The 25620-nt window shown below is 54.3% G+C and carries 20 protein-coding genes; 18 read left to right on the forward strand and 2 right to left on the reverse strand.

Annotated features, from left to right (window positions below; translation table 11 throughout):
* Nucleotides 1-90 precede the first annotated feature (90 nt).
* From araA to AC27KL_RS09045, 5 genes are all read left to right on the forward strand, one after another.
* The gene (gene araA / locus AC27KL_RS09025; RefSeq protein WP_212949176.1) at nt 91-1578 is read left to right on the forward strand and encodes an L-arabinose isomerase; all 1488 of its coding nucleotides are present in this window, start codon (nt 91-93) and stop codon (nt 1576-1578) included.
* Nucleotides 1579-1709: 131 nt separating this feature from the next.
* A complete protein-coding gene (locus AC27KL_RS09030; RefSeq protein WP_212949174.1) occupies nt 1710-2798 on the forward strand; it encodes a GntR family transcriptional regulator in 1089 nt (362 codons plus the stop codon).
* An 87-nt stretch (nt 2799-2885) separates the two neighbouring features.
* The gene (araD, locus tag AC27KL_RS09035) at nt 2886-3581 is read left to right on the forward strand and encodes an L-ribulose-5-phosphate 4-epimerase (RefSeq protein WP_212949172.1); all 696 of its coding nucleotides are present in this window, start codon (nt 2886-2888) and stop codon (nt 3579-3581) included.
* 181 nt (nt 3582-3762) lie between these two features.
* A complete protein-coding gene (locus AC27KL_RS09040; protein ID WP_487169476.1) occupies nt 3763-5433 on the forward strand; it encodes a ribulokinase in 1671 nt (556 codons plus the stop codon).
* Nucleotides 5434-5549: 116 nt separating this feature from the next.
* The gene (locus tag AC27KL_RS09045; protein ID WP_487169477.1) at nt 5550-6674 is read left to right on the forward strand and encodes a sn-glycerol-1-phosphate dehydrogenase; all 1125 of its coding nucleotides are present in this window, start codon (nt 5550-5552) and stop codon (nt 6672-6674) included.
* Nucleotides 6675-6782: 108 nt separating this feature from the next.
* Here the strand turns inward: AC27KL_RS09045 and AC27KL_RS09050 are convergent, their stop codons facing one another.
* Nucleotides 6783-7700 carry an ArsR/SmtB family transcription factor gene (locus AC27KL_RS09050; RefSeq protein WP_339321997.1) on the reverse strand — a complete coding sequence of 306 codons (918 nt, stop codon included), beginning with the start codon at nt 7698-7700 and terminating at the stop codon, nt 6783-6785.
* Nucleotides 7701-8265: 565 nt separating this feature from the next.
* Between AC27KL_RS09050 and AC27KL_RS09055 the strand changes: the two genes are divergently transcribed.
* The 3 genes from AC27KL_RS09055 (at nt 8266) to AC27KL_RS09065 (ending at nt 11404) form a co-directional block, all read left to right on the forward strand.
* Entirely contained in the window at nt 8266-9600 is a 1335-nt protein-coding gene (locus AC27KL_RS09055; protein WP_487169478.1) for an ABC transporter substrate-binding protein, read from the forward strand.
* A gap of 73 nt (nt 9601-9673) precedes the next feature.
* Nucleotides 9674-10567 carry a carbohydrate ABC transporter permease gene (locus AC27KL_RS09060; RefSeq protein WP_487169479.1) on the forward strand — a complete coding sequence of 298 codons (894 nt, stop codon included), beginning with the start codon at nt 9674-9676 and terminating at the stop codon, nt 10565-10567.
* Nucleotides 10568-10570: 3 nt separating this feature from the next.
* Nucleotides 10571-11404, forward strand: a complete 834-nt coding sequence (locus tag AC27KL_RS09065; RefSeq protein ID WP_339321994.1) for a carbohydrate ABC transporter permease — start codon at nt 10571-10573, stop codon at nt 11402-11404.
* A 105-nt stretch (nt 11405-11509) separates the two neighbouring features.
* Here the strand turns inward: AC27KL_RS09065 and AC27KL_RS09070 are convergent, their stop codons facing one another.
* Nucleotides 11510-12427 (reverse strand): ArsR/SmtB family transcription factor, encoded by a 918-nt coding sequence (locus AC27KL_RS09070; RefSeq protein ID WP_339321993.1) that lies wholly within the window; start codon nt 12425-12427, stop codon nt 11510-11512.
* A 357-nt stretch (nt 12428-12784) separates the two neighbouring features.
* Here AC27KL_RS09070 and arfA point away from each other — a divergent pair, with 357 nt between their 5' ends.
* From arfA to AC27KL_RS09120, 10 genes are all read left to right on the forward strand, one after another.
* Nucleotides 12785-14299, forward strand: a complete 1515-nt coding sequence (arfA, locus tag AC27KL_RS09075) for an arabinosylfuranosidase ArfA (RefSeq protein WP_487169480.1) — start codon at nt 12785-12787, stop codon at nt 14297-14299.
* Nucleotides 14300-14721: 422 nt separating this feature from the next.
* Entirely contained in the window at nt 14722-15936 is a 1215-nt protein-coding gene (locus AC27KL_RS09080) for an extracellular solute-binding protein (RefSeq protein WP_487169681.1), read from the forward strand.
* An 86-nt stretch (nt 15937-16022) separates the two neighbouring features.
* Nucleotides 16023-16898, forward strand: a complete 876-nt coding sequence (locus AC27KL_RS09085) for a carbohydrate ABC transporter permease (protein ID WP_339321991.1) — start codon at nt 16023-16025, stop codon at nt 16896-16898.
* A gap of 51 nt (nt 16899-16949) precedes the next feature.
* A complete protein-coding gene (locus AC27KL_RS09090) occupies nt 16950-17795 on the forward strand; it encodes a carbohydrate ABC transporter permease (protein WP_487169481.1) in 846 nt (281 codons plus the stop codon).
* A 31-nt stretch (nt 17796-17826) separates the two neighbouring features.
* Complete coding sequence (locus tag AC27KL_RS09095) at nt 17827-19311, forward strand: alpha-N-arabinofuranosidase (protein WP_487169482.1); 1485 nt, start codon at nt 17827-17829, stop codon at nt 19309-19311.
* 60 nt (nt 19312-19371) lie between these two features.
* Complete coding sequence (locus tag AC27KL_RS09100) at nt 19372-19632, forward strand: hypothetical protein (protein ID WP_339321988.1); 261 nt, start codon at nt 19372-19374, stop codon at nt 19630-19632.
* 78 nt (nt 19633-19710) lie between these two features.
* Nucleotides 19711-20694, forward strand: a complete 984-nt coding sequence (locus AC27KL_RS09105; RefSeq protein ID WP_487169483.1) for a glycoside hydrolase family 43 protein — start codon at nt 19711-19713, stop codon at nt 20692-20694.
* A gap of 185 nt (nt 20695-20879) precedes the next feature.
* The gene (locus AC27KL_RS09110; RefSeq protein ID WP_487169484.1) at nt 20880-21422 is read left to right on the forward strand and encodes an AAA family ATPase; all 543 of its coding nucleotides are present in this window, start codon (nt 20880-20882) and stop codon (nt 21420-21422) included.
* Between the two features lie 80 nt (nt 21423-21502).
* The gene (locus AC27KL_RS09115; RefSeq protein ID WP_487169485.1) at nt 21503-22390 is read left to right on the forward strand and encodes a DUF72 domain-containing protein; all 888 of its coding nucleotides are present in this window, start codon (nt 21503-21505) and stop codon (nt 22388-22390) included.
* Between the two features lie 349 nt (nt 22391-22739).
* Complete coding sequence (locus AC27KL_RS09120) at nt 22740-25616, forward strand: 2-oxoglutarate dehydrogenase E1 component (protein ID WP_487169486.1); 2877 nt, start codon at nt 22740-22742, stop codon at nt 25614-25616.
* The last annotated feature ends 4 nt before the right edge of the window (nt 25617-25620 follow it).

Below are 25620 nucleotides of genomic sequence, written 5' to 3' on the forward strand. Positions count from 1 at the left end.
CGTACAAGTGTGAATAATTCGCGAAATTTGATCATATTGGTATGTACAAGTGAATGAACCCATAAGCATCAATTTAGGAGGGCTAACAAAATGAATTTGAAACCGCACTCATTTTGGTTTGTGACAGGCAGCCAGCATTTATACGGACCCGAAACATTGGAAGAAGTAGCTTCGCATTCGCAAATTATCGCAAAAGAACTGGATCAGGACGCTTCGTTTACGTATCCGGTCGTCTTTAAGCCGATCGTGACCACGCCGGATGAAATCTACAACTTGATCATCCAAGCGAACAGCGATGAAAGCTGCGCGGGAATCATTACGTGGATGCATACCTTCTCCCCGGCCAAAATGTGGATCGCCGGCCTTTCGCAGCTGCAGAAGCCGCTGCTTCATCTGCATACGCAATTTAACCGCGATATTCCGTGGGAAACGATGGACATGGACTTCATGAACCTGAACCAGTCCGCCCACGGCGACAGAGAATACGGCCATATCGGAGCCCGTCTCGGCATCGCCCGCAAAATCGTCGTCGGACATTGGGAAGATCCTGAAGTACGGGATTCCATCGCCGGCTGGATGCGCACCGCAGCCGCATTTGCCGAAAGCCGCCGCCTGAAAGTGGCCCGTTTCGGAGACAACATGCGCGAAGTGGCCGTAACCGAAGGCGACAAGGTCGAAGCGCAGATCAAATTCGGCTGGTCGGTCAACGGCTACGGCGTAGGCGACCTGGTGCAGGTCCTGAACGAAGTCAGCGACAGCGAAGTGAAAGCGCTCCTGAACGAATATGCGGAGCAGTATACGATTACCCAGGCCGGACTCAGCGACGGACCGGTTCGGGATGCGATCGCGTACCAGGCGCGCATTGAAATCGCGATGAAACGTTTCCTCGAGGAGGGCGGCTTCGGCGCCTTCACGACGACGTTCGAAGACCTTCACGGATTGAAGCAGCTTCCGGGCCTTGCCGTGCAGCGTTTGATGGAAGCCGGATACGGCTTCGGCGGCGAAGGCGACTGGAAAACCGCCGCGCTGACGCGCGTTTTGAAAGTGCTCGCGAACAATAAGGACACGTCGTTCATGGAGGATTACACCTACCATTTCGAACCGGGCAACCATATGATCCTCGGCGCCCACATGCTGGAGGTATGCCCGACCATCGCGGCTACGCGTCCGTCCCTGGAAGTGCATCCGCTCGGCATCGGCGGCAAGGAAGATCCTGCCCGTCTCGTATTCGACGGCCGCGACGGCCAAGCGGTCAATGCGTCCCTTGTGGACCTCGGCCACCGTTTCCGCCTGCTCGTGAATGTCGTGGACGGCGTGAAAGTCGAGAAGGCGATGCCGAAATTGCCGGTTGCCCGCGTGCTTTGGAAGCCGCAGCCTTCCCTGCGCGAATCCGCCGAGGCGTGGATTTTGGCGGGAGGAGCGCATCATACCGTGCTCTCGTACGCGATTACGGCGGAGAACCTGACGGACTTTGCGGAAATGGCCGGCATCGAAGCCGTCGTCATCGACAAAAACACATCGGTTCAGCGCTTCAAGAACGAGCTTCTGTGGAGCGAAGCGGCATATCGCTTAAGATAAAAAGGGCAGTTTGTCTCTATTCGCCCAGCCTATGATACAATAACTATATATGGAAGAGCCTGCCCGGCTGCATCGAACCTGGCGTCGGGCACGGCAGGCTCTATACTCGAATTGTTTCGCTGAGGTGAATGATGAATAATAGACGGATTCCCAAATATATTCAATTAAAGAAAGAGCTGTTGTCCTGGTTCGAATCGGGCAAGCTGCAGCGGGGACAGCAGGTCCCTTCGGAGAACGAGATCGCGGAGCAGTTCGGCATGAGCCGCCAGACGGTCCGCCAAACCTTCGGCGAGCTGGAGAAAGAAGGGTGGCTGGAGCGGATTCAAGGCAAAGGCACTTTTGCCCGCCATCCGCAGCGCCGCGAAGCCGAACAGGCGAAAACGATCGGCATTATTACGACGTATATATCGGATTACATCTTTCCGCATATCGTCCGGGGTGCCGAAGCGGAGCTCCGCAGCCAAGGGTACCGGCTGCTGTTGTCCAGCACGGACAACACCAAGGAAAAGGAAATGGAAAGCCTGCAGCTGATGACCAGCCAGCCGCTCAGCGGATTGATCATCGAGCCGACGAAAAGCGCCGAAGGCAATCCGAACCTGGCCTATTTCCTGGAGCTTCAGGAAAAGGGAATCCCTTACCTGATGATCAACGAAAAATACCGGGAGCTGGAATGCGCCTGCTTGAAGGTGGACGACGAAGCCGGGGGCTACAAGGCGGTCCAGTATTTGCTCGAGATGGGGCATACCCAGATCGCCGGTTTCTTCAAGCGGGACGACCTGCAGGGCGTAAACCGCCTGAAGGGTTTTTTGGCGGCGCATAAAGCCGCTGGAATGAGCGCTTCCCCGAAAAGGGTCGTCACCTACACGACGGAGGAGAAAAACAGCCTGCCATACCGCCAGGCTTTGCAAATGCTTGGGGAAGGGGAAAACCGTCCGACGGCATTCGTGTGTTATAACGACGAGCTGGCGGTGCTGCTGATGGAGGCGGTTGCCGAAAGCGGGCTGCAGGTGCCGGAAGACGTGTCCATCATCGGCTTCGACGATTCCAGCTTGGCCACCGCTTCGGGAACGAAGCTGACGACGCTGACGCATCCGAAGACGGAGATGGGGCAGGCGGCGGCGAGCCAGCTGATCGCGATGATCGAACAAGGAAAAACGGCACGGGATACGATTTACGAACCCGAACTCATCGTGCGGGATTCCGTAGCGAAAAGAAATTGACGCGAAGAGGGACGGGTCTGCTTAAGTGCGGGCTCTCCCCGCCTTCGCTTGTACGTACAACCATCGATAAGAAAGGATGTGTCCGACATGCTGGAAGCATTAAAACAACAGGTGCTGGAAGCGAATTTGGCTTTGCCGAAACACGGCCTTGTCACTTTTACATGGGGGAACGTAAGCGGAATCGACCGGGAAAAAGGACTGTTCGTCATTAAGCCGAGCGGCGTTCCTTACGAGGATTTGAAAGCGGAAGACCTCGTGGTCGTCGATCTGGAGGGACGGGTCGTCGAAGGCGACTTGCGGCCTTCATCCGATACGCCGACGCACATGGTGTTATACCGTTCATTCCCTGAGATCGGCGGGGTTGTACATACCCATTCGCCTTGGGGAACCAGCTGGGCCCAGGCGGGACGGCCGCTGCCGGCGTCGGGAACGACCCATGCCGATTATTTTTACGGCGAAATTCCCGTGACGCGCCCGATGACGAAGGTGGAGATCGAAGGCGCTTACGAGCTGGAAACCGGGAACGTCATCGTTGAGCGGTTTCAGGAGCTTGGCTTGGATCCGATGCAGGTGCCCGGCATCCTGGTGCATGCGCATGCGCCGTTCGTATGGGGAAAAGATGCCCTGAATGCGGTCCATAATGCGGTGGTGCTGGAGGAAGTCGCCAAAATCACGGCGCGGCAGCTGCAGCTCAATCCGGACAGCAAGCCGATGGACCAAACGCTGCTCGACCGGCATTTTCTGCGCAAACATGGAGCCAATGCTTATTACGGCCAAAAATAATCGAAAAGCAAGCAACGTTTACTGCCATCATTTTATGATTTTGCAATAGGCATTCCAGCCGCTTCCGTGTAAGATATTGCCAAGTTCATCGGTTTCGAGCTAGGCAGCGCTGGATGGGAAGGTTATTTTCGGATATAGAAATTTCTCATGATAACTCGTTATCGAGCTGGAGGGGACTCAAATGAGCAAAAAGTATACGATCGGGGTGGACTACGGAACCCAATCCGGCCGTGCCGTATTGGTCGACCTGTCCAATGGGCGCGAAGTCGCGGACCATGTCACGCCTTACCCGCATCACGTCATCGACGAAAGGCTGCCGGGGGCGGGGAAAAAGCTGGAGCATGACTGGGCGCTGCAGCATCCCGCCGATTACATCGAAGTGCTGCGCCGTTCGGTGCCGGCCGTCGTCCGCGAATCCGGCGTCGATCCGGCGGACATCATCGGGATCGGCATCGATTTTACGGCCTGCACCATGCTGCCGGTCGATGAAAAGGGCGAGCCGCTGTGCCTGAAGCCGGAACTTCAGGACGATCCGCACAGCTGGGTGAAGCTGTGGAAGCACCATGCGGCCCAGCCGGAAGCGGATGCGATCAACCGGATCGCCGCCGAGCGCGGCGAAGCGTTCCTGGCGCGTTACGGCGGCAAAATTTCTTCGGAATGGATGATCGCCAAAGTATGGCAAATTTTGAACGAAGCTCCGAAGATTTATGATCAGGCGGATCAGTTCCTGGAAGCGACGGATTGGGTCATCTCGCAAATGACCGGCAGAATCGTGCGCAACAGCTGCACCGCGGGTTACAAAGCGATTTGGCACAAACAGGACGGATATCCAAGCAAGGAATTTTTCAAAGCGCTGGATCCGCGTCTGGAGAACTTGACCGAAACGAAGCTCCGCGGCGAAGTGATTCCGCTCGGAACCAACGTCGGCGGATTGACGGAAGACATGGCGGCCATGATGGGGCTGAAGCCGGGCATCGCCGTTGCGGCCGGCAACGTGGACGCCCATGCGGCCGTGCCTGCCGTTGGCGTCGTGACGCCGGGCAAGCTGGTCATGGCGATGGGAACCTCGATCTGCCATATGCTGCTCGGCACGGAAGAAAAGCAGGTCGAAGGCATGTGCGGCGTCGTGGAAGACGGCATCATTCCGGGATTGTACGGGTATGAAGCCGGCCAATCGGCCGTCGGCGACATTTTTGAATGGTACGTGGAAGAAGCGCTGCCGGCTTACGTGAAGGAAGCGGCGGACAAAGAGGGCATCGGCGTTCATGCTTGGCTTGAAAGGGAAGCCGCGCAGTATAAGCCTGGCCAAACCGGACTCCTTGCGCTGGATTGGTGGAACGGCAACCGCTCGGTGCTCGTCGATACGGATTTGACGGGCATGATTCTCGGCATGACGCTGCTGACCAAGCCGCAGGAAATTTACCGCACGCTGCTTGAAGCGACGGCTTTCGGCACGCGCAAAATCGTCGATGCCTTCCATTCGAGCGGCGTCAACGTGGATGTGCTGTATGCATGCGGCGGTCTGCCGCAGAAAAACAAGCTGCTGATGCAGATTTACGCGGACGTGACGAACCGGGAAATTTTCGTTGCGGATTCCAAACAGACGCCGGCGCTCGGAGCGGCGATCTTCGCGGCGGTTGCGGCCGGCAAAGAAGCCGGAGGTTACGACACGGTCATCGCCGCAGCCGAAAAAATGGCGAGGGTCAAAGAAGAAACCTTCAAGCCGATTCCGGAAAACGTTGAAGTGTACGAGCGCCTCTATCAGGAATACAACCTTCTCCATGATTACTTTGGCCGCGGCGCGAACGACGTGATGAAGCGGCTCAAGAACATCAAAAAGTCGGTCGAGTAGCCGGGAGGAAACTTGCAAAGACGCTGGTCTGCCTTCCATGCAATGGGGGGCAGACGGTTTTCCTCAAACCGGCGGTCGTTTCGTTTTGCGAGCAGATTTATAAGGAGGGGATCAGCATGAACATTCCGGGAGAATACGGTCTGGATCGGATGGTGCTCGAGAAGGGGGCTTTAAAGCAAGCGGCCTTCTATCTTAAGGACAAAGGATGCCGGGACGTCATAATGGCGGCCGACACGAACACTTACGAAGCCGCAGGCAAGAAGCTGAAAGAGGAGCTTGAGGCAGCCGGGGTTACCGTTCGGTTGTGCCTCATCGAACCCGGAGCTTCCGGCGACGTCGTGGCCGACGAAACTTCGCTTTTGCAGCTGCTGATCGAGGTGAATCCGGAAACGACGGATGCCGTGATTGCTGTTGGTTCGGGAACGATCCACGATATCGTTCGTTATGTTTGCTACAAAACCGGCAAACCGTTCGTTTCGGTGCCGACGGCTCCGTCGGTGGACGGCTTTACGTCGAAGGGGGCTCCCTTGATCGTCCGCGGCGTCAAAAAGACGTTCCCGGCCATCGGGCCCGTGGCGATCTTCGCGGATGTGGACGTTCTGACGAAGGCGCCTCAGCAGCTTGTTGCCGCGGGTTTCGGAGACATGCTCGGCAAGTACACTTCGTTGTTCGATTGGAAGTTCTCGCATCTTGCCGCACAGGAGCCATACGACGAGGAAGTCGCCGACATGACGGAGAAAGCGCTTCGCGCCTGCGTGGAGCACGTCGACGAGATCGGGAAGCGGACCGAGGAAGGCATCCGGATCTTGATGACTTCCCTGATCGAATCGGGAATTGCGATGCTGAAGTTCGGGCAATCCCATCCGGCCTCCGGCGCGGAACATCATCTGTCCCATTTCTGGGAGATGGAATATTTGCGCCGCGGCAGCCGCGCGCTGTTGCATGGCGCGAAGGTCGGCGTCGCCTGCGCGGAAATTTCGCGCCTTTACCACGATGCAGCCTTCCGCGGCGTCTATCCGGGACGGGAGCCGGAGATGCTGAAAAAGCACGAATCCCAGGTCCGGGAATGGCTGAACGAGGTGCCCGGGGAAGCCGATATCCGCTCGCTGCTGCAGCGTGCAGGCGGCCCTGCAAGCTTGCAGGAGCTTGGCATAGACGACGGCCTGTTTGCGGATAGCGTGCGCGAAGCCCATCGCCTGCGCGACCGCCATACGCTGCTGCGGGCGCTCAATGAAGCATAGTTCCGTCCGCCCGTTGACAGGGCGCATATCCGAAAGCAAAAGGGACCCGGAACAGGTGCATGTTCGAGGTCCCTTATGGATAAGCGCGATCACCCGAAACGGCGCGGCTTAATCCGGCTTTACGTCATACAGCACGCGGGCCAGCAGGTCCTGGCTGTAGTTGCCGAAATTTTTGCCGAAAATGGTCAAGCCGCGTTTGTTTTCGGCCTGTTCCGTGACGGCGATCCGGAAGGTCAACTCGCTTTTGTAGTCGAGGTTGATTTGGTCCAGCGTCACGTCCGAAATCCGGCAGCCGTCGATAAAGCTGCCGTCCTGGTTGATGCGGATCAGCTTCAGCATGCCGTATTGGTTCAGATGCGGCGGCCACCAGTCGGGATTGAAGGTGCCGCGGGCATCGCCGAAATCGCCGGGACTGGTCCAACAGCCGATCTCGATGCCGTTGACGTAAAAATAAATGTCCGAAGGATAGTTGTCGCAAAAACCCGGGGCTTCGGAACCGAGCTCCATCGAAAACTGGATTTCCCGGAAGGTTTGGTTCGGCTTCAGGTAGTTCGGAATGCGGTACTCCAGGAAACCCTCGGCCAGCCAAATGATTTCCGCGTCGATCCGCTGCGGGTCGGCAAAATACCGGGGATCGTCGAAATCTCCGACGATGCTGTCTTTGGTTGCGAGTCCGCATGTCGGGGCCGCCTGATAGTTGCTGTAATGCCCGACCTGGATTTCGACCTCGTACAGATTATCCACGTCTTTGCTGCGCAAATCGACCATCAGCTTGTCCTTGTTCAGATAGCAGATTTTCTGGATGCCGTGTTTGCCGACGCTCGTATTGATTTCGATCAGTCCGCTTTCCTCCAGCTTTTTAACGTGCATCGTAATAGCCCCGTTGCTTAAGTTTAACTTCCCCGCCAGATCATTCAGGTTCAGGGCCTGGTTTTTGGCCAGCAGCTCGAGGATCTGGATTCTGATTTCCGAGCTTAACGCTTTGAAAATATCAATGCCGCTCATTAAATCCTTGATATAAATCATTTCATCGAACCCTTCTTCAATAGGTAATGGATCAATCCCTAATTCTTTTATTTTAAATAATTATAAACTAATATAACGGCTAAAGATAGTGCGCCGCCTATTTTTTTAATAAATTACAATCTTTCTAGGAAAAATGATAGATTTTAAGACAGTTCATTTCATAAAAAGATAAAGTTATATAGGTGAGGTAAAAAGTGTAACAGGAGTATGTAACGTTTTCGTTAAGTAGATCGCTAATTTGTTTTAATAAACAATAAAAAGTTTTACAGTTATTTATTTACAACCGAAATTCGGTATGATATTTTATACATGTAAGCGAATTCATTGTGGTATACATAAAATGATTCACTATAAAGTAAAATAAAGGGTTGCGAAACGCCGACACGCCAGCGCCTTAAAACAGGGTTCATTTGAAAGCGGTTCATGATGAAATGAAATGATGAAGTCAAACCTCGTTCCGAATCAGGCTGAAAGCGCGGGACCTTGCGCCTGCTTGGGCCTGAAACCGGAATGTTATAAGTTTGAACAAGGCTTCAAGCCTATCAATCATTCAGGAGGGTCAAGTATGAAGAGAACATGGCTGATTACGCTTCTGGTGCTTACGATGACAACGATTTTATGGGGCTGCGGCGGCGGCAAGCCGGCGACTTCGGGAGGGAAAACCTCCGTGCTGGATGGCGGCGCCGGTCAAAGCGCGACGGAATTATCCTATTGGACGTTCGTGGAGCTTCATGGACAGCATTTCGAAAAAATGCTTGAAAAATGGAACAAGGCAAACCCGGAACGCCAGATCAAGCTGAACGTGACGGTCATGCCTTACGACGACATGCACAACAAGCTGTCCATCGCGGTGCAAACCGGCGTCGGGGCTCCCGATATCGCGGATATCGAGCTGGGCAAATTCCCGGACTTCCTGAAGGGCACCCCGCAGCTGGAGCCGCTGAACGACGTGATCGACCCTTACCGGGACACGGTCGTGAAGTCGAGAATCGATCTGTACAGCAAAGACGGCAAAAATTACGGCGTTCCGACCCACGTCGGAGCATCGGTCGCATTTTACAATACGGAAATTTTGAAGGAAGCCGGGGTCGACTACACGAAGATCGTCACCTGGGAAGATTTCAAACAGGCGGGCATCAAGGTGCATGAGAAGACGGGAAAATATATGGGAACCGCGGACACCAGCGCGCTCTGGCAGGTTTCCCAGCTGCTCGCCCAGCAGGGAACCGACTTGACGGACGATCAAGGCAATCCGGTGGTGAATTCGGAAGCGATGGTGAAAGCGCTGAAGCTGCTGAAGGATTTGCAGGACAACAACGTCATTGCGACCATTGCCGGAGGCCAGCCGGACACCGAGGAAGCTTACGGGGAATTCAATTCCGGGAATTACGCTACGGCTTTCATGCCGCTTTGGCAAATGTCGCGATACACGAACTACATGACCGATCTGGCGGGGAAAATCGCGATCGCGCCGATTCCGGTCATGGAAAAAGGAATGCCTCGTTCCGTCGGCGGCGGAGGCACGGGCACGGTCGTCACGAAAACGGCGAAGGACGTGAAGCTGGCCAAAGATTTTCTCGCATTCGCCAAATTGAGCCTGGACGCGAACAAGGAAATTTGGAACACGCTCGGGTTTGACCCGGTCAACATGGACGTTTGGAACATGAAGGACGTCACGCACAATCCGGAGAACAAGTTCGTCAAATATTTCGTCAACAACCCGTTTGACGTGCTGAACGAAATCAAGGACGAAATCCGGCTGATCAAATCGACGCCGGCAAGCCCGACGATCAACAACGTGCTTTGCACGGTGACGCTGAACGAAATATTCGAAGACGGCAAGGACATCAAGCAGGCGCTTGACGATGCCCAGGCGCAAATCGAACAGGAATTGAAATAAAGCCGTCGTGATGGCAAATCAGGAAAGCTGCCCGGGGACCTGGGCAGCTTTCCTCCAAAAGGGGTCGGAGGCTATGGTAAAAAGATTTTTGTATTCGCAGAAAGTCGCTCCGTATGTCTTTGTTCTGCCGTTCGTTTTGGTTTTTCTCGTATTTTGGATTTACCCGCTTGCGAGTTCGGTAGGCATGAGCTTTCAGAAGGTGACGCTCGGGCAGGAGGCGCAGTGGATCGGTTTCGACAACTATGCGAAGCTGATGGGCGACAAGACGTTTTTTAAAGCGGTAACCAACAGCGCGGTCTACATGGTGCTGACGCTTGTCATTCTCATTCCTTTCCCGATGCTTTTTGCGGTGCTGATCAACAGCAGGCTGATGTGGGGGAGGGAATTTTTCAAATCGTCCTTTTTCTTCCCGGCGCTGACCTCGGTGGTCGTGGCCGGCACGATTTTCCGCCTGATGTTCGGCGAAATGGAAGGTTCCCTGATCAACAGCATCCTCGGCTGGTTCGGCTTGGACCCGATCAAGTTTCTGAAAGGGCAGGCGACGGGTTATATCGCGTTGGTCGCGCTGGCCACGTGGCGATGGACCGGGGTTAATATCCTCTATTTTTTGTCGGGGCTGAAAAGCATTCCGGACGATTATTATGAGGCTGCTTCGATCGATGGCGCTTCCAGCTGGCAAAAATTCACCAGAATCACGATGCCCTTGCTGAAGCCGACGACGATCTACGTCGTAACGATCAGCATCTACGCGGGACTCGCCATGTTTATCGAAAGCATGATGCTGTGGAACGGCAACAATTCGCCCAAAAACATCGGCCTTACCATCGTCGGATACCTGTACCGCCAGGGCATCGAGAAAAACAACCTTGGTTACGCGGCGGCCGTCGGGGTCGTGCTGCTGGCCATCACCATGATCATCAACCTCGCCCAGCTGGCATTCTCCGGCATGTTCAAGAAGGAGGAGTAGTCCATGAAAAAAGAGCTGGCAGCCAAAATCGCCATTTTCGCGCTGTTTGCGGTCATCTGTCTCCTGATCCTCATTCCGTTTTACGCGGTGACGATCGCTTCCTTTAAACCCGGGGAGGACCTGATCCGGTACGGCCTGAACCTGCGGTTCGACGTATCCGCGATGAGCCTGGACAATTTCGCCTACCTGTTCACCGGCGATCATGCTTATTTCAAGTGGTTTTTCAATTCGCTCCTGCTGACCGTCGTCCAGGTGGCCCTGACGCTGATCGTCAGCGCCACGGTGGCTTACGGATTCGCGGCGTACGATTTTAAAGGAAAAAACATGTTGTTCGTCTGCGTGCTGCTCATCATGATGGTGCCGTTTGAAATTTTGCTGCTTCCGCTGTATAGGCTGATTTACGACATGGGACTGATGAATTCCTATTCGGCCATCATTTTGCCGGGCGTTGCGAGCGCGGCCACGATTTTCTTTTTCAGACAGTACCTCAGCGGCGTACCCAAGGAAATCATCGCGGCGGGACGGGTCGACGGCGCCACCGAATACGGCATTTACGCCCGCTTGATTTTGCCCGTGATGAAGCCGTCCTTTGCGGCGATGGCCATTTTGAACGGGATGAACAGCTGGAACAATTTCCTGTGGCCGTTCATGGTTCTGAGCGATGACAAAAAATATACGCTGCCGATCGGATTGAAAACGCTGCTGACGCCTTACGGCAACAACTACGACCTGCTGATCGTCGGCTCGTTTTTTTCGATCATTCCGATCTTTATCCTGTTTGTCGCTTTCCAAAAGTATTTTATCGACGGCATGACGGCCGGGGCGGTAAAAGGCTGATGCATCCGCTGCGGGAACGGCCTCACGCCATTCAAGCCCAAAAGGGGACACGGAGCAAAATATGGCCCGGTCCCCTTTAGCGTTGTCTTCCGCGAACGCTTGAGCTTAATCCTGTTTTACGTCATACAGCACGCGGGCCAGCAAGTCCTGGCTGTAGTTGCCGAAATGTTTGCCGTAGATGGTCAGGCCCCGCTTGTTTTCGGCATGCTCCGTGACCGCGATCCGGAAGGTCAGCTCGCTTTTGTAGTCGAGGTTGATCTGATCCAGCGTCACGTCCGAAATCCGGCAGCCGTCGATATAACTGCCTTCATGGTTGATGCGGATCAGCTTCAGCATGCCGTATTGGTTCAAATGGGGCGGCCACCAGTCCGGGTTGAACGTGCCTCTTGCATTGCCGAAGTCGCCGGGACTGGTCCAGAAACCGATTTCAACGCCGTTCACGTAAAAATAAATGTCCGACGGGTAGTTGTCGCAAAAACCCGGGGCTTCGGAGCCGAGTTCCATCGAAAACTGAATTTCGCGGAAGGCCTGGTTCGGCTTTAGGTAGTTGGGAATGCGGTATTCGAGAAAGCCTTCGGTCAGCCAGATGATCTCCGCGTCGATCCGCTGCGGATCCGCAAAATACCGGGGATCGTCGAAGTCGCCGATAATGCTGTCTTTGGTGGCGAGGCCGCAGGTCGGCTCCGCCCGGTAGTTGCTGTAGTGCCCGACCTGGATCTCGACTTCGTACAGATTGTCGAAATCCTTGCTGCGCAGGTCGACCATCAGTTTGTCTTTATTAAGGTAACAAATTTTTTGGATGCCGTGTTTGCCTACGCTGGTGTTGATTTCGATGAGCCCGCTTTCTTCCAGCTTTTTGACGTGCATGGTGATGGCCCCGTTGCTCAAATTGAGCTTGCCGGCCAAATCATTGAGGTTAAGCGCCTGGTTTTGGGCGAGCAATTGCAGAATCTGAATTCTGATTTCCGAGCTTAATGCTTTGAAAATATCAATGCCACTCATTAAATCCTTGATATAAATCATATCATCGAACCCTTCTTCCGGTAGATATGGAAAAAATAAATGATTCATTTCACATCATTATAAACGAACGGAACGGCTAATGATAGTCCGGCGGCCGATCGGCAGATACCGGTTCCTAACGTTTGTTTTCCCATTTGTTTTATATAAATATAAAAAATAAGCAAAAACCGGGTGGGAATTCCCTATGAAATCTACGTAATAAGCGCCGGATCGACAATTAATTTTAGAAAAACATAAAATGTTTTAGATTTTTATGTTTACATTTTGCTGATCATATGTTATTTTATATCTGTAAGCGGATTCAATCAAGTTTTCTAAATTAATTCATATATCGTTAAAACGGAAGGTGGTCGAACGATGTCATCGACAGGACAAAAAGCCCGCATCGTCATAGATAAAGCTTTTAAAATCGCGGAAGTGGATAAACGGATATACGGCTCGTTCATCGAACATTTGGGACGCGCGGTGTACGGCGGAATTTATGAGCCTTCGCATGAGACGGCCGACGCCTTCGGCTTCCGCGGCGACGTCAAAGAGCTCGTTCGGGAGCTGGGCGTTCCGATCATCCGATACCCCGGAGGCAACTTCGTATCGGGATACAATTGGGAGGACGGCGTAGGGCCGGTCGAATCCCGGCCGAAGCGTTTGGAACTCGCATGGAGAACGGTCGAACCGAATGAAGTGGGGACCAACGAATTCATGCGCTGGGCGAAGGAAGTCGGCTCGGAAGTGATGATGGCCGTCAACCTGGGAACCCGGGGCGTGGACGCGGCCCGCAACCTGTTGGAGTACTGCAACCATCCTTCCGGCAGCTATTACAGCGATCTGCGCCGCAGCCACGGCTTCGAACAGCCGCACAAGGTAAAAACGTGGTGCCTCGGCAACGAAATGGACGGCCCTTGGCAGATCGGGCAGAAGACGCAGGTCGAATACGGGCGGCTGGCCTATGAAACGGCCAAAGCGATGCGCCTCGTCGACCCGGACATCGAACTCGTGTCCTGTGGAAGTTCGAGCACCGCGATGCCGACCTTCCCCGAATGGGAAGCGGTCACGCTGGACCATACGTATGACGTCGTCGATTTCGTATCGCTGCACCAATATTACGGCAACCGGGACAACGACACCGCCAACTTCCTTGCGCGAACGATGGATCTGGAGCACTTCATCCACACCGTCATTTCGACATGCGACTACATAAAAGCGAAGAAGCGCAGCAAAAAGACGATGTATCTCAGCTTCGACGAATGGAACGTTTGGTATCATTCCAACCAGGCGGATACGAAAATCGAGCCTTGGTCGGTCGGACCTCCGCAGCTGGAAGATATCTATAACTTTGAAGATGCGCTTTTGGTCGGAGGTTTCCTGATCTCCTTCCTGCGACATGCCGACCGCGTGAAAATGGCTTGCTTGGCCCAACTGGTCAACGTCATCGCGCCGATCATGACCGAAAACGGCGGCCGTTCCTGGAAGCAGACGATCTTTTACCCGTACCTTCATGCTTCAATGTATGGACGCGGCACCTCGCTGCTGCCGATCATCGATTCGCCGAAATACGACGCGCAGGACTACACGGACGTGCCGTACCTGGAAAGCGCGGTCGTACACAACGAAGAAGACGAAGAGCTGACCGTTTTTGCGCTGAACCGCCATCTGCAGGAAGCGCTCGACGTTGAAATCGACGTCAGAGGTTTCGAGGGGTACCGGGTCGCGGAACATATCGTTCTGGAGCATGACGACGTGAAAGCCGTCAATACGGCCGACGCGGAAAACGTCAAACCTCATTCGCGCGGCAACGCGGAATGCAAGGACGGATTCGTGAACGCCCGTCTTGGCAAGGCTTCCTGGAACGTGATCCGTTTGAAAAAGGGTTAATTCAAAGAGACGTTTTGGATGGATCCGGGCGGCCTGGGGCCGAGGCGTTTAAATGAAGTTTGGATATTACCTCATATTTTCATAGATTGCAGGTGTGGATCTGCCGTTTCCTTTTTGTCCGTCGGCAAAAGAAACGATCGGGCCGAAAGGAACGGCGGGTCTTCAGGATTTTGCTTTGGGGGGTGGGACGATCCGGGCGCCGGCAAGGGACCAGGAACATGAATGTCATAGGTTCAATGCACATCAACATGTACGTACAAGTTGAAGGCGGGTCTTATAAAAAAACGCAATGCTTTACAAGTTTTCGAAATGCAGTGAAAGCAAGGCTATCAAAAAAAAGAAAAAATCTCGAAGGAAACGAGAGAATCCATCTTTAGGGGGCGGAAGTTTTGAAGAAAAAAGGCTTTGTGGCTACATTGTTGATGGTATTCGCGGCAAGCATGCTGCTGTCGGCATGCGGCGGGGGCAACGACAGCAAGACAATTACGTTCTGGACGCCGCTGACGGGCGACGACGGTGCCTATATGGACGAAATCGTCAAGGCGTACAATGCGACGAATCCTGAAATCAAAGTCAAACACGTCATTACGTCCGATATGTACACGAAAATTTCGACCGTGCTGAACTCGGGCAAAGGCGTTCCGGATTTGGCCATCATCCACGCAGACCGCGTGCCGGGATTCGCGAAGCAGGGCGTGCTTGAGCCGATCGAAAGCGCCATTAAAGGGCAGCCGGAAATCAAGCAGGAGAACTATTTGCCGCAAGCGTGGTCGACAGGAAACGTGGGGGGCACGCAATATACGGTACCGCTCGATATTCACAGCAACGTGATGTACTACAACAAGGATTTGCTTAAAAAATACAATGCCGAGTCCATCCTCGACGACAACGTCGTCACGATCGACGAAATGCTTTCCCTGAAAGGGAAGCTGGCTCCGGACGAATACGTCGTCAACGACGCGCTGCTCGGTTGGGTTATTTTGGCGCAGGTTCAAGACCTGGGCGGAGACATCCAAGAAAACGGCAAGCCGGCCGTCAATACGCCGGTGATGAAACAAGCGTTCGAAAACGTGAAAAAGATTGCCGACGCCGGCCTGATGACGCCGTTCGGCGAAGACGGCTACCTGATGTTCCAATCCGGCAAAGTGCTCTTCTCGACGGACGGAACCTGGAGCTCGACGGCCCATGCCAAAGTCGAAGGCTTGAACTTCGGCGTGACGAACGTCTACTCGCCGACGGCCGACAAGTTTACCAACCGCGCATCCTCCCACTTGTTCGCGATGTTCAAAAACGACAAGCGTACGGATGAAAAAGAAGCAGGAATCGGCGCCTTCCTGGAGTTCGTTCGCGAACACTCCCTGGAATGGGCGAAAGCAGGACAAATCGTAGCAAGTAAGCAAGTCAATGAAAGCCCTGAATACAAGCAATTCATGCAGTCCTTCTTCACTTCGAATGATCAGGAAACGAAATCGCTCTACATCTACACTTACGAATATTACCCATACGTAGCCGAAGCGGTTGACACATATTGCGCCGATATCGTTCGCGGCAACGTGGATCTGGATGAAACGCTTCAGAAAATGCAGAAATTCGTAGAGGATAAGATCGCGGAAAGCAGCAAACAAAGCACCAAGTAAGCCTTAGCAAAATAGAAAGATAGAAACAATGTGCCGGACAATTCTGCCTGGCGCATTGTTTCTCCAAAAGGAGAATTTACAAGGCTATGAAAAAGAAATCATTTGCACCGTTTTTCTTTGTCGGCCCTCATCTGATTTTATTTCTGATTTTCATCCTGATCCCGACGATTTACGGGATTTATGCTTCGTTTACGCAGTGGAATCTCATGAACGATCCGGTTTGGATCGGCCTTGAAAACTATAAAACGATTTTGTTCGACACGACTTCGACGTTTCACACCCAATTTTTTAACGGTTTGAAAAATACGTTGATTTTTGTCGTCATCAGCGTCCCGCTCCTGATCGTCATCCCGCTTATGGTTGCGGTCGCTTTGGAGCATAAGCAGGTGAAGCTGAAGGGCGTCATTCAATCGATCATCTATATTCCGGGTCTGATTTCGATATCCGCGGCCGCCTTGATTTGGCTGCTGATTTTCAATAAACAGCTGGGGATAACCGGCAACGTGCTGAATTCGGCGGTTTCCTGGGCGGCAACGCAGCCTTACGCCTGGATCATTATTTTCGTCATTACGGTATGGGGCGGCGTCGGCGGCAACATGATCATTTACCGGGCTTCCATCGCCGGTGTTTCCAAAGAATTGTACGAAGCGGCAGAGATGGATGGAGCCGGATCGATACGGAGATTTTTCAGCATTACCTTGCCTTCCATCAATTTCCCGTTAATCTACACCTTTGTCATGACGACGGCGGGCGCCTTCAACGTGTTCGGACAACCGCTCATGATGACCAAAGGCGGACCTCAGCAAAGCACGCACGTGCTCATGATGTATATTCGCCAGCTTGCTTTCGGCAACGGGGAATCGATTGCCGGAATGGCCTCCGCCATGGCCGTTTTGCTCGGCGTGGTCATTTTGGTCATCTCAGCGCTGCAATATTACGTCATGAACCGGAACACGAAGTAGGTCGTTTAAGCAGATGCTGGATTTAGGAAACGAGAGGTAGGGTTAATCAAAATGTCGAAAAAAGTGAGCATCTCCAAGTATATCGCGTACCTATTCTTAATCGTTCTTTGTGTCATTTGGGTGGTCCCGGTATTGTTCGGGATATCGACATCTTTCCGATCGCAAACCGAAGTGGTATCTTCGGGTTTCCGTCTTTTCCCGAAAGAATGGACGTTCGAAAACTACGTAGCCATTTTGGACAACACATCCACGGCGCCGATCGTGCGCTGGCTGTTCAACTCCGTATTTATCGCGGTGTCGCACACGTTGCTTGTCGTCGTCATCATTTCCCTGACGGGTTACGGGTATGCCCGCATGAAATTTAAAGGCAGGGACGCGCTGTTTTTCACGCTGCTGGGCATCTCGTTTTTCCCGGGGGTCGTCAACATCATCCCTTCTTATAAAATCATCGATGCTTTCGGCTGGGTAAACACGTCGCTTGCGATGATTATTCCCGGCCTGGCCGGAATGGGGAACATCTTCCTTGTCAGACAGTTCCTGAAGGGGATTCCGGGCGAGCTGGACGAATCCGCGCGCGTCGACGGCGCAGGCGATTTCAGGATTTATTTCTCCATCATCCTGCCGCTCATCAAGCCGGTGCTGATCGTTTGCGGCCTGTTTTCCTTCGTCGGATCGTGGAACGACTTCCTGTGGCCGGTCATCGTGTATACGGATGTCGACAAAATGCCGATTACAGCCGGTTTGCTGCTGCTTCAGGATATTTACGGCAACTACCGCATGATCGGGCAATTGATGGGTTCGGCGATGCTGGCCATCATTCCGACGCTGCTGCTGTTTGCGTTTGCCCAAAAGTACTTCATTCAATCGATCAATTTGAATTCGGGCATCAAAGGATAAAAATACAACATCTCATTGGAGGATTCAGAATATGCATAACGTTATCGTCAACACGGACATTGCAAAAGGAAAAATCAGCAGACATATTTACGGCCATTTTGCCGAGCATCTCGGCCGATGCATCTACGAAGGCATTTGGGTCGGAGAGGATTCCCCGATTCCGAACACGAAAGGGATCCGCAATGACGTGCTGGAAGCTTTGAAAAACATCAAGGTGCCGGTTCTGCGCTGGCCGGGGGGCTGTTTCGCCGACGAATACCACTGGAAGGACGGGGTCGGCCCGAGAGAAAGCCGCAAACGGATGGTAAACACGCACTGGGGCGGCGTGGTCGAAAACAACCATTTCGGCACGCATGAATTCATGCTGCTGTGCGACCTGCTGGAATGCGAACCGTACATTTGCGGCAACGTCGGCAGCGGGACCGTTCAGGAGATGTCCGAGTGGGTCGAATACATGACGTTCGACGGCGAATCCCCGATGGCCAACTGGCGCAAGGAAAACGGCAGAGAAGAGCCTTGGAAGCTGAAATATTTCGGCGTCGGCAACGAAAACTGGGGCTGCGGCGGCAACATGCGTCCGGAATATTACGCCGACCTGTACCGCCGTTACCAGACGTACGTCCGCAATTACGGCGACAACAAAATTTACAAAATCGCCGGCGGTGCCAACGTGGACGATTACAACTGGACCGAAGTGCTCATGAAAAACGCGGGCTGGCTCATGGACGGCTTGAGCTTGCATTATTACACGATTCCGGGCGATTTCTGGCTTGGCAAAGGATCGGCGCTTGACTTCGAAGAAGGCGAATGGTTCATCACGATGAAAAAGGCCCTTCATATGGACGAACTCATCACGAAGCACAGCACGATCATGGACAAATACGATCCGGAGAAACGCGTGGGCATGATCATCGACGAATGGGGCACATGGTTCGACGTTGAGCCTGGAACGAACCCGGGATTCCTGTATCAGCAAAACACGATCCGCGACGCGCTCGTGGCGGGCGTGCATTTCAACATTTTCCACAAACACGCCGACCGCGTGCATATGACGAATATTGCCCAGACGGTAAACGTGCTTCAGGCGATGATTTTGACCGAAGGCGAAAAAATGATCCTGACCCCGACGTATCACGTGTTCGATATGTTCAAGGTGCATCAGGACGCCGAGCTGCTGGCCGTGGACGGTTCGATCGGCACGTATGAAATGGGCGGGGAAACCTTGCCGCAGGTGACCGTGTCGGCTTCCAAGGATGCCGAGGGCAAAGTCCATGTCAGCCTGGTCAACATCGACCATCAAAACGAAGCCGTCGTCAGCCTGGAGCTTCGCGGGCTTCAAGCCGGAAATCCGCAGGTGTCGGGTACGATCCTGACGGCGGACCGCTTGAACGCGCATAACACGTTCGAGCAGCCGAACGTCGTTGCGCCGGCGGCATTCAACGGCGCGGCCGTGGAAGGCGGCAAGCTGAACGTGAAGCTTCCGGCGATGTCGGTGGTCACGCTGGCTATTCAATAATTATTGATAGCGCCATAACCCCCAATGCCGACAGGCGGGGAAAAAGGAGGCTGAGCCGTCATGGAGCGTCAGGAAGGCTGCAAGGGATGCAGCGCGAGCGTCCAGGTTTCGCCGGAAAAGCTGGAGCGGCTCGTCGAGATTGCGACGCGCGGCAGAGAAACGGCTTCCGAGGAGGTATACCGGCAGCGGATCGCCCAGTGCGAACGCTGCCCGGGGCTTCAATATGGCACGACATGCCAATATTGCGGGTGCCTCGTTGCCGTAAAAGCCCGGCTGCTGGATTCCGCTTGTCCGTATCCTTTTGCTCCGAAATGGGGCTAGAGGGGGCAAAGCAAGCGCAGAAAAAGGACCGGTCCCCGGTCCGAAAAATCGGTAATACGTTATAAAGGAGAACCTGATATGGAGAGAAACCGAACATACAACAACCCGATCGTTTTGCAGCGTGCCGATCCTTGGGTGTATAAGCATAGCGACGATTACTACTATTTTACGGCCTCCGTTCCGGAATACGACCGCATCGAAGTCCGCAGATCCAAAACGCTGCAAGGGCTGGCGGAAGCCGAGCCGGTCGTGGCTTGGCGCAAATACGAAACCGGCCCGCTCAGCGCGAACATCTGGGCGCCGGAGATTCATTATATCGACGGAAAATGGTACATCTATTTTGCCGCCGCCCGGACCACCGAAACGAAGGAGGGGCTGTTCGACCACCGGATGTACGTTTTGGAGAACGGGTCGGAGAATCCGCTTGAAGGCGAGTGGGTCGAAAAAGGGCAAGTCCGTACCCAGTGGGAATCCTTCGCGCTGGATGCCACCACGTTCGAACACCGCGGGGTGCGCTATTACGTCTGGGCCCAAAAGGATCCGGAAATCGAAGGCAATTCGAATCTGTACATTTCGGAAATGAGCAACCCATGGACGCTGAAGGGCAAGCAGGTCATGATCTCGACGCCGGAGTATCCGTGGGAAGTGATCGGCTTTAAGGTGAACGAGGGAGCCGCCGTGCTGAAACGCAACGGACGCATCTACATCAGCTACTCTGCCAGCGCCACCGACCATAACTACTGCATGGGGCTGCTGTACGCCGACGAATCGGCGGATCTGCTGGACCCGGCTTCCTGGGTGAAGTCGCCGGAGCCCGTGTTCCAAACGTCGGAAGCGACCGGGCAATACGGGCCGGGGCACAACAGCTTCACCGTCTCCGAGGACGGGGAGGACGTCATCGTCTACCATGCCCGCAATTACAAAGAAATTACGGGAGATCCGCTGTACGATCCGAACCGGCATACGAGAGCCCAGGTATTTACCTGGAACGAGGACGGGACGCCGAATTTCGGCATTCCGGTGCCGGACGGCGCCGAACGCGAAGACGAGGTCAAAGCTTAATAGCAACGAAATTGCGAGGGTCCGCTGCGATGGCAGCGGGCTCTTTTTGCTCATTTTGGAAAGCCCCGAATTGCGGGGTTATTTTTGCGTTAGCTTTCGAATAAACGCTCCTAAACCCGGCGGGCCTTTTGTATACTAGCAGTAGAAAGACTAAATTACGTTTTTTCAAGAGAGGAGCCGAAGCGATGGAAACCAGCCGGAAGGCCATCATTTTGATCACGGGGATCATGGCCAGCGGAAAATCGACCGTCGCCCAGCTGTTGGCCGAACGATTGGACAGATCGGTGCACCTGCGCGGGGACGTGTTCCGAAAAATGATCGTAAACGATCGCAGGGAGGTGCGGCCGGATGCCGGCCAAGCGGAGCTTGAGCAGCTTTCGCTGCGCTACCGGCTGACCGCGCAGGCCGCCGATGCCTATTTTGCCGCGGGATACAACGTGGTCGTGCAGGACGTGGTGATCGGCAGGATGCTTCAGGATTTTGTCTCTTATGTACATAGCCGCCCTTTTTACGTCGTCGTGTTAAACCCCGATCCTTCCGTCGTGGCGCAAAGGGAAGCCGGACGGGCCAAAAAAGGCTACGGGGACTGGACGGTGGAAGGGCTGCATGGAGTGCTGCTCGGCGAAACCCCGCGGATCGGCATGTGGCTTGATTCTTCGTCGATGACGGCCGAACAGACGGCCGATGAAATCTTGAAATCCGTGTGGGAGCAAGGAGTTATTTCGTAGACAAAAGCGGAAAGCCCGTTTTTTGGGTATAACGTTATTGGAAGGAAATAGTTGGTCATACTAAGTCATGATGGAGTCGATTGCCATTGAAACATGCAGACATAAGCGACAAACAGGTCCAAATCGGCCTTGCGGGCTGGGGAGACCATGACGGCATTTACCCGCCCGGGACGAAAACGGGAGACAAGCTCAAGGAGTACGGCCGCCGTTTTCCGATCGTGGAGCTCGACAGCTCTTTTTACGCGATTCCAACGCCGGAAAGAATGCAAAAATGGAGCGAACAGACGCCGCATTCCTTTGGATTTATCGTCAAAGCCTATCAGGGGATGACGGGACATACCCGCGGCAAAATCCCGTTCCCGGACGCCAGATCGATGTTTGAGGCGTTCCGGGAATCCGCGGAAGCGCTTCAAGCCGAGGGCAAGCTGAGGGCCGTGCTGTTCCAGTATCCGCCCTGGTTCGATTGCGGCCGCAAAAACGTGGAAGTGCTGCGCAGAACCCGGCAGTGGATGGACGGGCTGCCGCTTGCGCTGGAGTTCCGCCATCAGAGCTGGTTTGCCGGGGAGATGCGGGAGAAGACGCTCGCCTTTATGCGCGAGGAAGGATGGATTCATTCGGTGTGCGACGAACCTCAGGCTGGGGAGGGCTCCATCCCGACGGTCCTTGCGCCGACGCGGGAGGACTTCACGCTCGTCCGCCTGCACGGGAGGAACGCTGCAGGATGGCAATCCGGCGGCCAGCCGAACTGGAGAGAGGTTCGATACTTGTACCGCTATGACGAGCGGGAGCTTTCGGAATGGAAGGCGAATATTATGACGCTGCTCGAATCGACGCAGACGTGCTGGATCGTGTTCAACAACAACTCCGGCGGAGACGCGGCGGACAACGCGATGCAGCTGATGCGTTTATTCGGCTTGGACGTGCCCGCGCTGCCGCCGGATCAGCTTTCGCTTTTTGACGAGGCGTAGAGAACCGATCGTCCCGTACCCGGGCCCGTCAACGGCGCCCATTTTTCCATGGGCGTCATGCATCGATGCCGGTTTTGCATGGGTGCTGTCAATGTTGCCATATCGTTTGACGGGCAAACGGGCGTTTTTGTCCCGATTGATCTGTTTTTTAGATCATAACTATATTAAATGGTTATTTCAGGTATGGAGAGGATTTGTTTATAATAGAAATTGAGCCGCTTACATTTTGCTGAAACGGCTTACAAGAATCATTTTTTCAGATTTCCGTCCAACGTATAGATTGAATGATTCGAACGATTCTCATTCTATATGACTATTAAAAAATCAAGGCGGAGGTATTACTTTAGCGATGATAACCAATAAGAGCGACACACAAACGCAGGGTGCCTGGGAATCTTACTACGGTCCCAATCTGGGTTATGTTCAGGAGCAGTACGAACGTTACGTCAACGATCCCGAATCGGTAGACGAAACGTACCGCAAAGTGTTTGAAACATGGGGCGCGCCTCCGATGGCATCGGCACAGACGGCGCCTGTAAGCACAGTATCTGCCGGCGCGCCGTTTGACCCGAGCATGCTGAAAAAGGGCGTGGATGCCGGCAAGCTGGTATGGAACATCCGGGCATACGGCCACTTGGCGGCCGACATCGATCCGCTCGGCATCATTCCGAAGCCGGATACGCGCGTGCTTGAACCTGAACAATACGGTCTCAGCCAGGCCGATCTCACGGCTTTTCCCGCATCCCTGATCTGGGACGGGGCGCCGGAGAACGTCAAAACGGGCTGGGAAGCGATCCAGAAACTGCGTCAAACATATACAGGAACGATTGCGTTCGAATTCAGCCACGTGCATGAAACCGAAGAACGCATATGGCTGAACCGCCACGTCGAAAGCGGCATCTTCCCGGCGCCGCTGAGCGAAACGGAGAAAGTGAACCTGCTGGAACGACTGATCGAAGTCGAGCAATTCGAAGAATTTTTGCACCGCACTTTCGTCGGGCAGAAACGTTTCTCGATCGAAGGGAACGACGTGCTGGTTCCGATGCTCGACGAGCTGGTGAAGAGCATGGCCGACGACGGAGCGGAGCATATCCTGATGGGGATGGCCCACCGCGGCCGCTTGAACGTGTTGGCGCACGTGCTCGGCAAGCCTTACGAAAAGATATTTTCCGAATTCCATCACTCGCCGAACAAAAAGCTGTTCCCTTCCGAAGGTTCGATGGGCATTAACTTCGGATGGACCGGCGACGTCAAGTACCACCTGGGAGCCAAACGCGTCCTGAAGGACGGCAGCGTCGTGCAAACCCGCATCACGCTTGCGAACAACCCGAGCCACCTGGAGTTCGTCAATCCGGTCGTCGAAGGTTTCGCGCGCGCGGCTCAAGAAGACCGTTCGAAGCCGGGTTACCCGCAGCAGGACGTCAACAAGGCGGCAACGGTGCTCATTCACGGGGATTCGGCTTTCCCTGGCGAAGGCATCGTGGCGGAAACGCTCAACTTCAACAAGCTTCCGGGCTTCCAGAACGGCGGCACCATCCATATCATTGCGAACAACAACATCGGATTTACGACCGAAAGCCGTGATTCGCGCTCGACCCATTATGCCAGCGACCTGGCCAAAGGGTACGAAATTCCGATCGTCCACGTCAACGCGGATGATCCGGAAGCATGCATCGCAGCGATCCGCCTGGCATGCGAATACCGCAACAAATTCAAGAAGGATTTCCTGATCGACCTGGTGGGCTACCGCCGTTACGGCCACAACGAAACGGACGATCCGGATACGACGCAGCCGCTCATTTACGATAAAGTGAAAAGCCATCCGCGCGTCGCCTCCATCTATGCGGGCTTGCTCGAGAAACAGGGCCTGGTCAGCAAGGAGCAAAACAGCCGCTTGATCCAGGGCGTGCAGAACCGCATGAAGGAAGCGTACGACAAAATCAAGGACCAGGAGCAGGAGCCGGCGACTTCGCATCAGCAGACGCCTGCGGAGGATCGCATCAAAGCGATCAAAACCGGGGTGCCGCTGAAAAAGCTGCGCGAGATCAACGCCGACCTGCTGAAGCGGCCTGAAGGCTTCAACGTTTATCCGAAGCTGCAGCGCATTTTGGAACGCCGCGAAACGGCGCTGAACGACGGGGAAAAGGTGGACTGGAGCCTGGCCGAAACGCTGGCGTTCGCCAGCATCATCGCCGACGGCAAACCGATCCGCATTACGGGACAGGACGCCGAACGCGCAACGTTTGCGCACCGGAATCTCGTGCTTCACGACGTGAAAAACGGATCGACCTACTGCCCGCTGCATGAGCTGCCGCAGGCGAAAGCATCCTTTGCGATTCATAACAGCCCGCTGTCCGAAGCCTCCGTGCTCGGATTCGAATACGGCTATAACGTATATTCCCCGGAAACGCTGGTGATCTGGGAAGCGCAATTCGGCGATTTCGCCAACTGCGCGCAGGTCATTACGGACCAGTTCATTTCGGCCGGACGTTCGAAGTGGGGGCAAAAATCGAGCCTGGTAATGCTTCTGCCTCACGGCTACGAAGGACAGGGGCCTGAGCACTCCAGCGCCCGCCTGGAACGTTTCCTTCAGCTTGGCGGAGAAGAGAATTTTACCGTCGTCAATCTGACGAGCGCGGCTCAATATTTCCACCTGCTCCGCCGTCAGGCGGCCTTGACCGAAAGCGAAGACGCGCGTCCGCTGATCGTGATGTCGCCGAAGAGCCTCATCCGCAACAACCGCGTCGCATCCAGCGGCAAGGAGCTGAGCGAAGGGCATTTCAAACGCGTGCTTGAGCAGGAAGGACTGGGCCAACATCCGGAACGCGTCGAGCGACTCATTCTTTGCAGCGGCAAAATCGCCGTCGAACTCGAGGAAGCGCTCAGCAAGGAAGAGGGACCGCATGATTGGCTGCATATCGTGCGCGTGGAGCAGCTGTATCCGTTCCCTGAACAAGAAATCCGCGATATTTTCGCAAGATATACGAATGCCAAAGAAATTTTGTGGGTACAGGAAGAACCGGAAAACATGGGAGCATGGCGTTACATCGAACCTCATCTCCGCAAGCTGGCGCCTCAAGGCACGCCTGTGAACTACAACGGCCGTCCTGAACGTTCGAGCACGGCCAGCGGCTTCCAGCAGGTACACAGCTTTGAGCAGCAGCAGATCGTATCTACAGCTTTGAACCAAAAATCTATCAAGCATAACATCGCATTGGGGAGGTAGCAGG

The sequence above is a fragment of the Paenibacillus sp. YAE3 genome, from assembly GCF_057546105.1.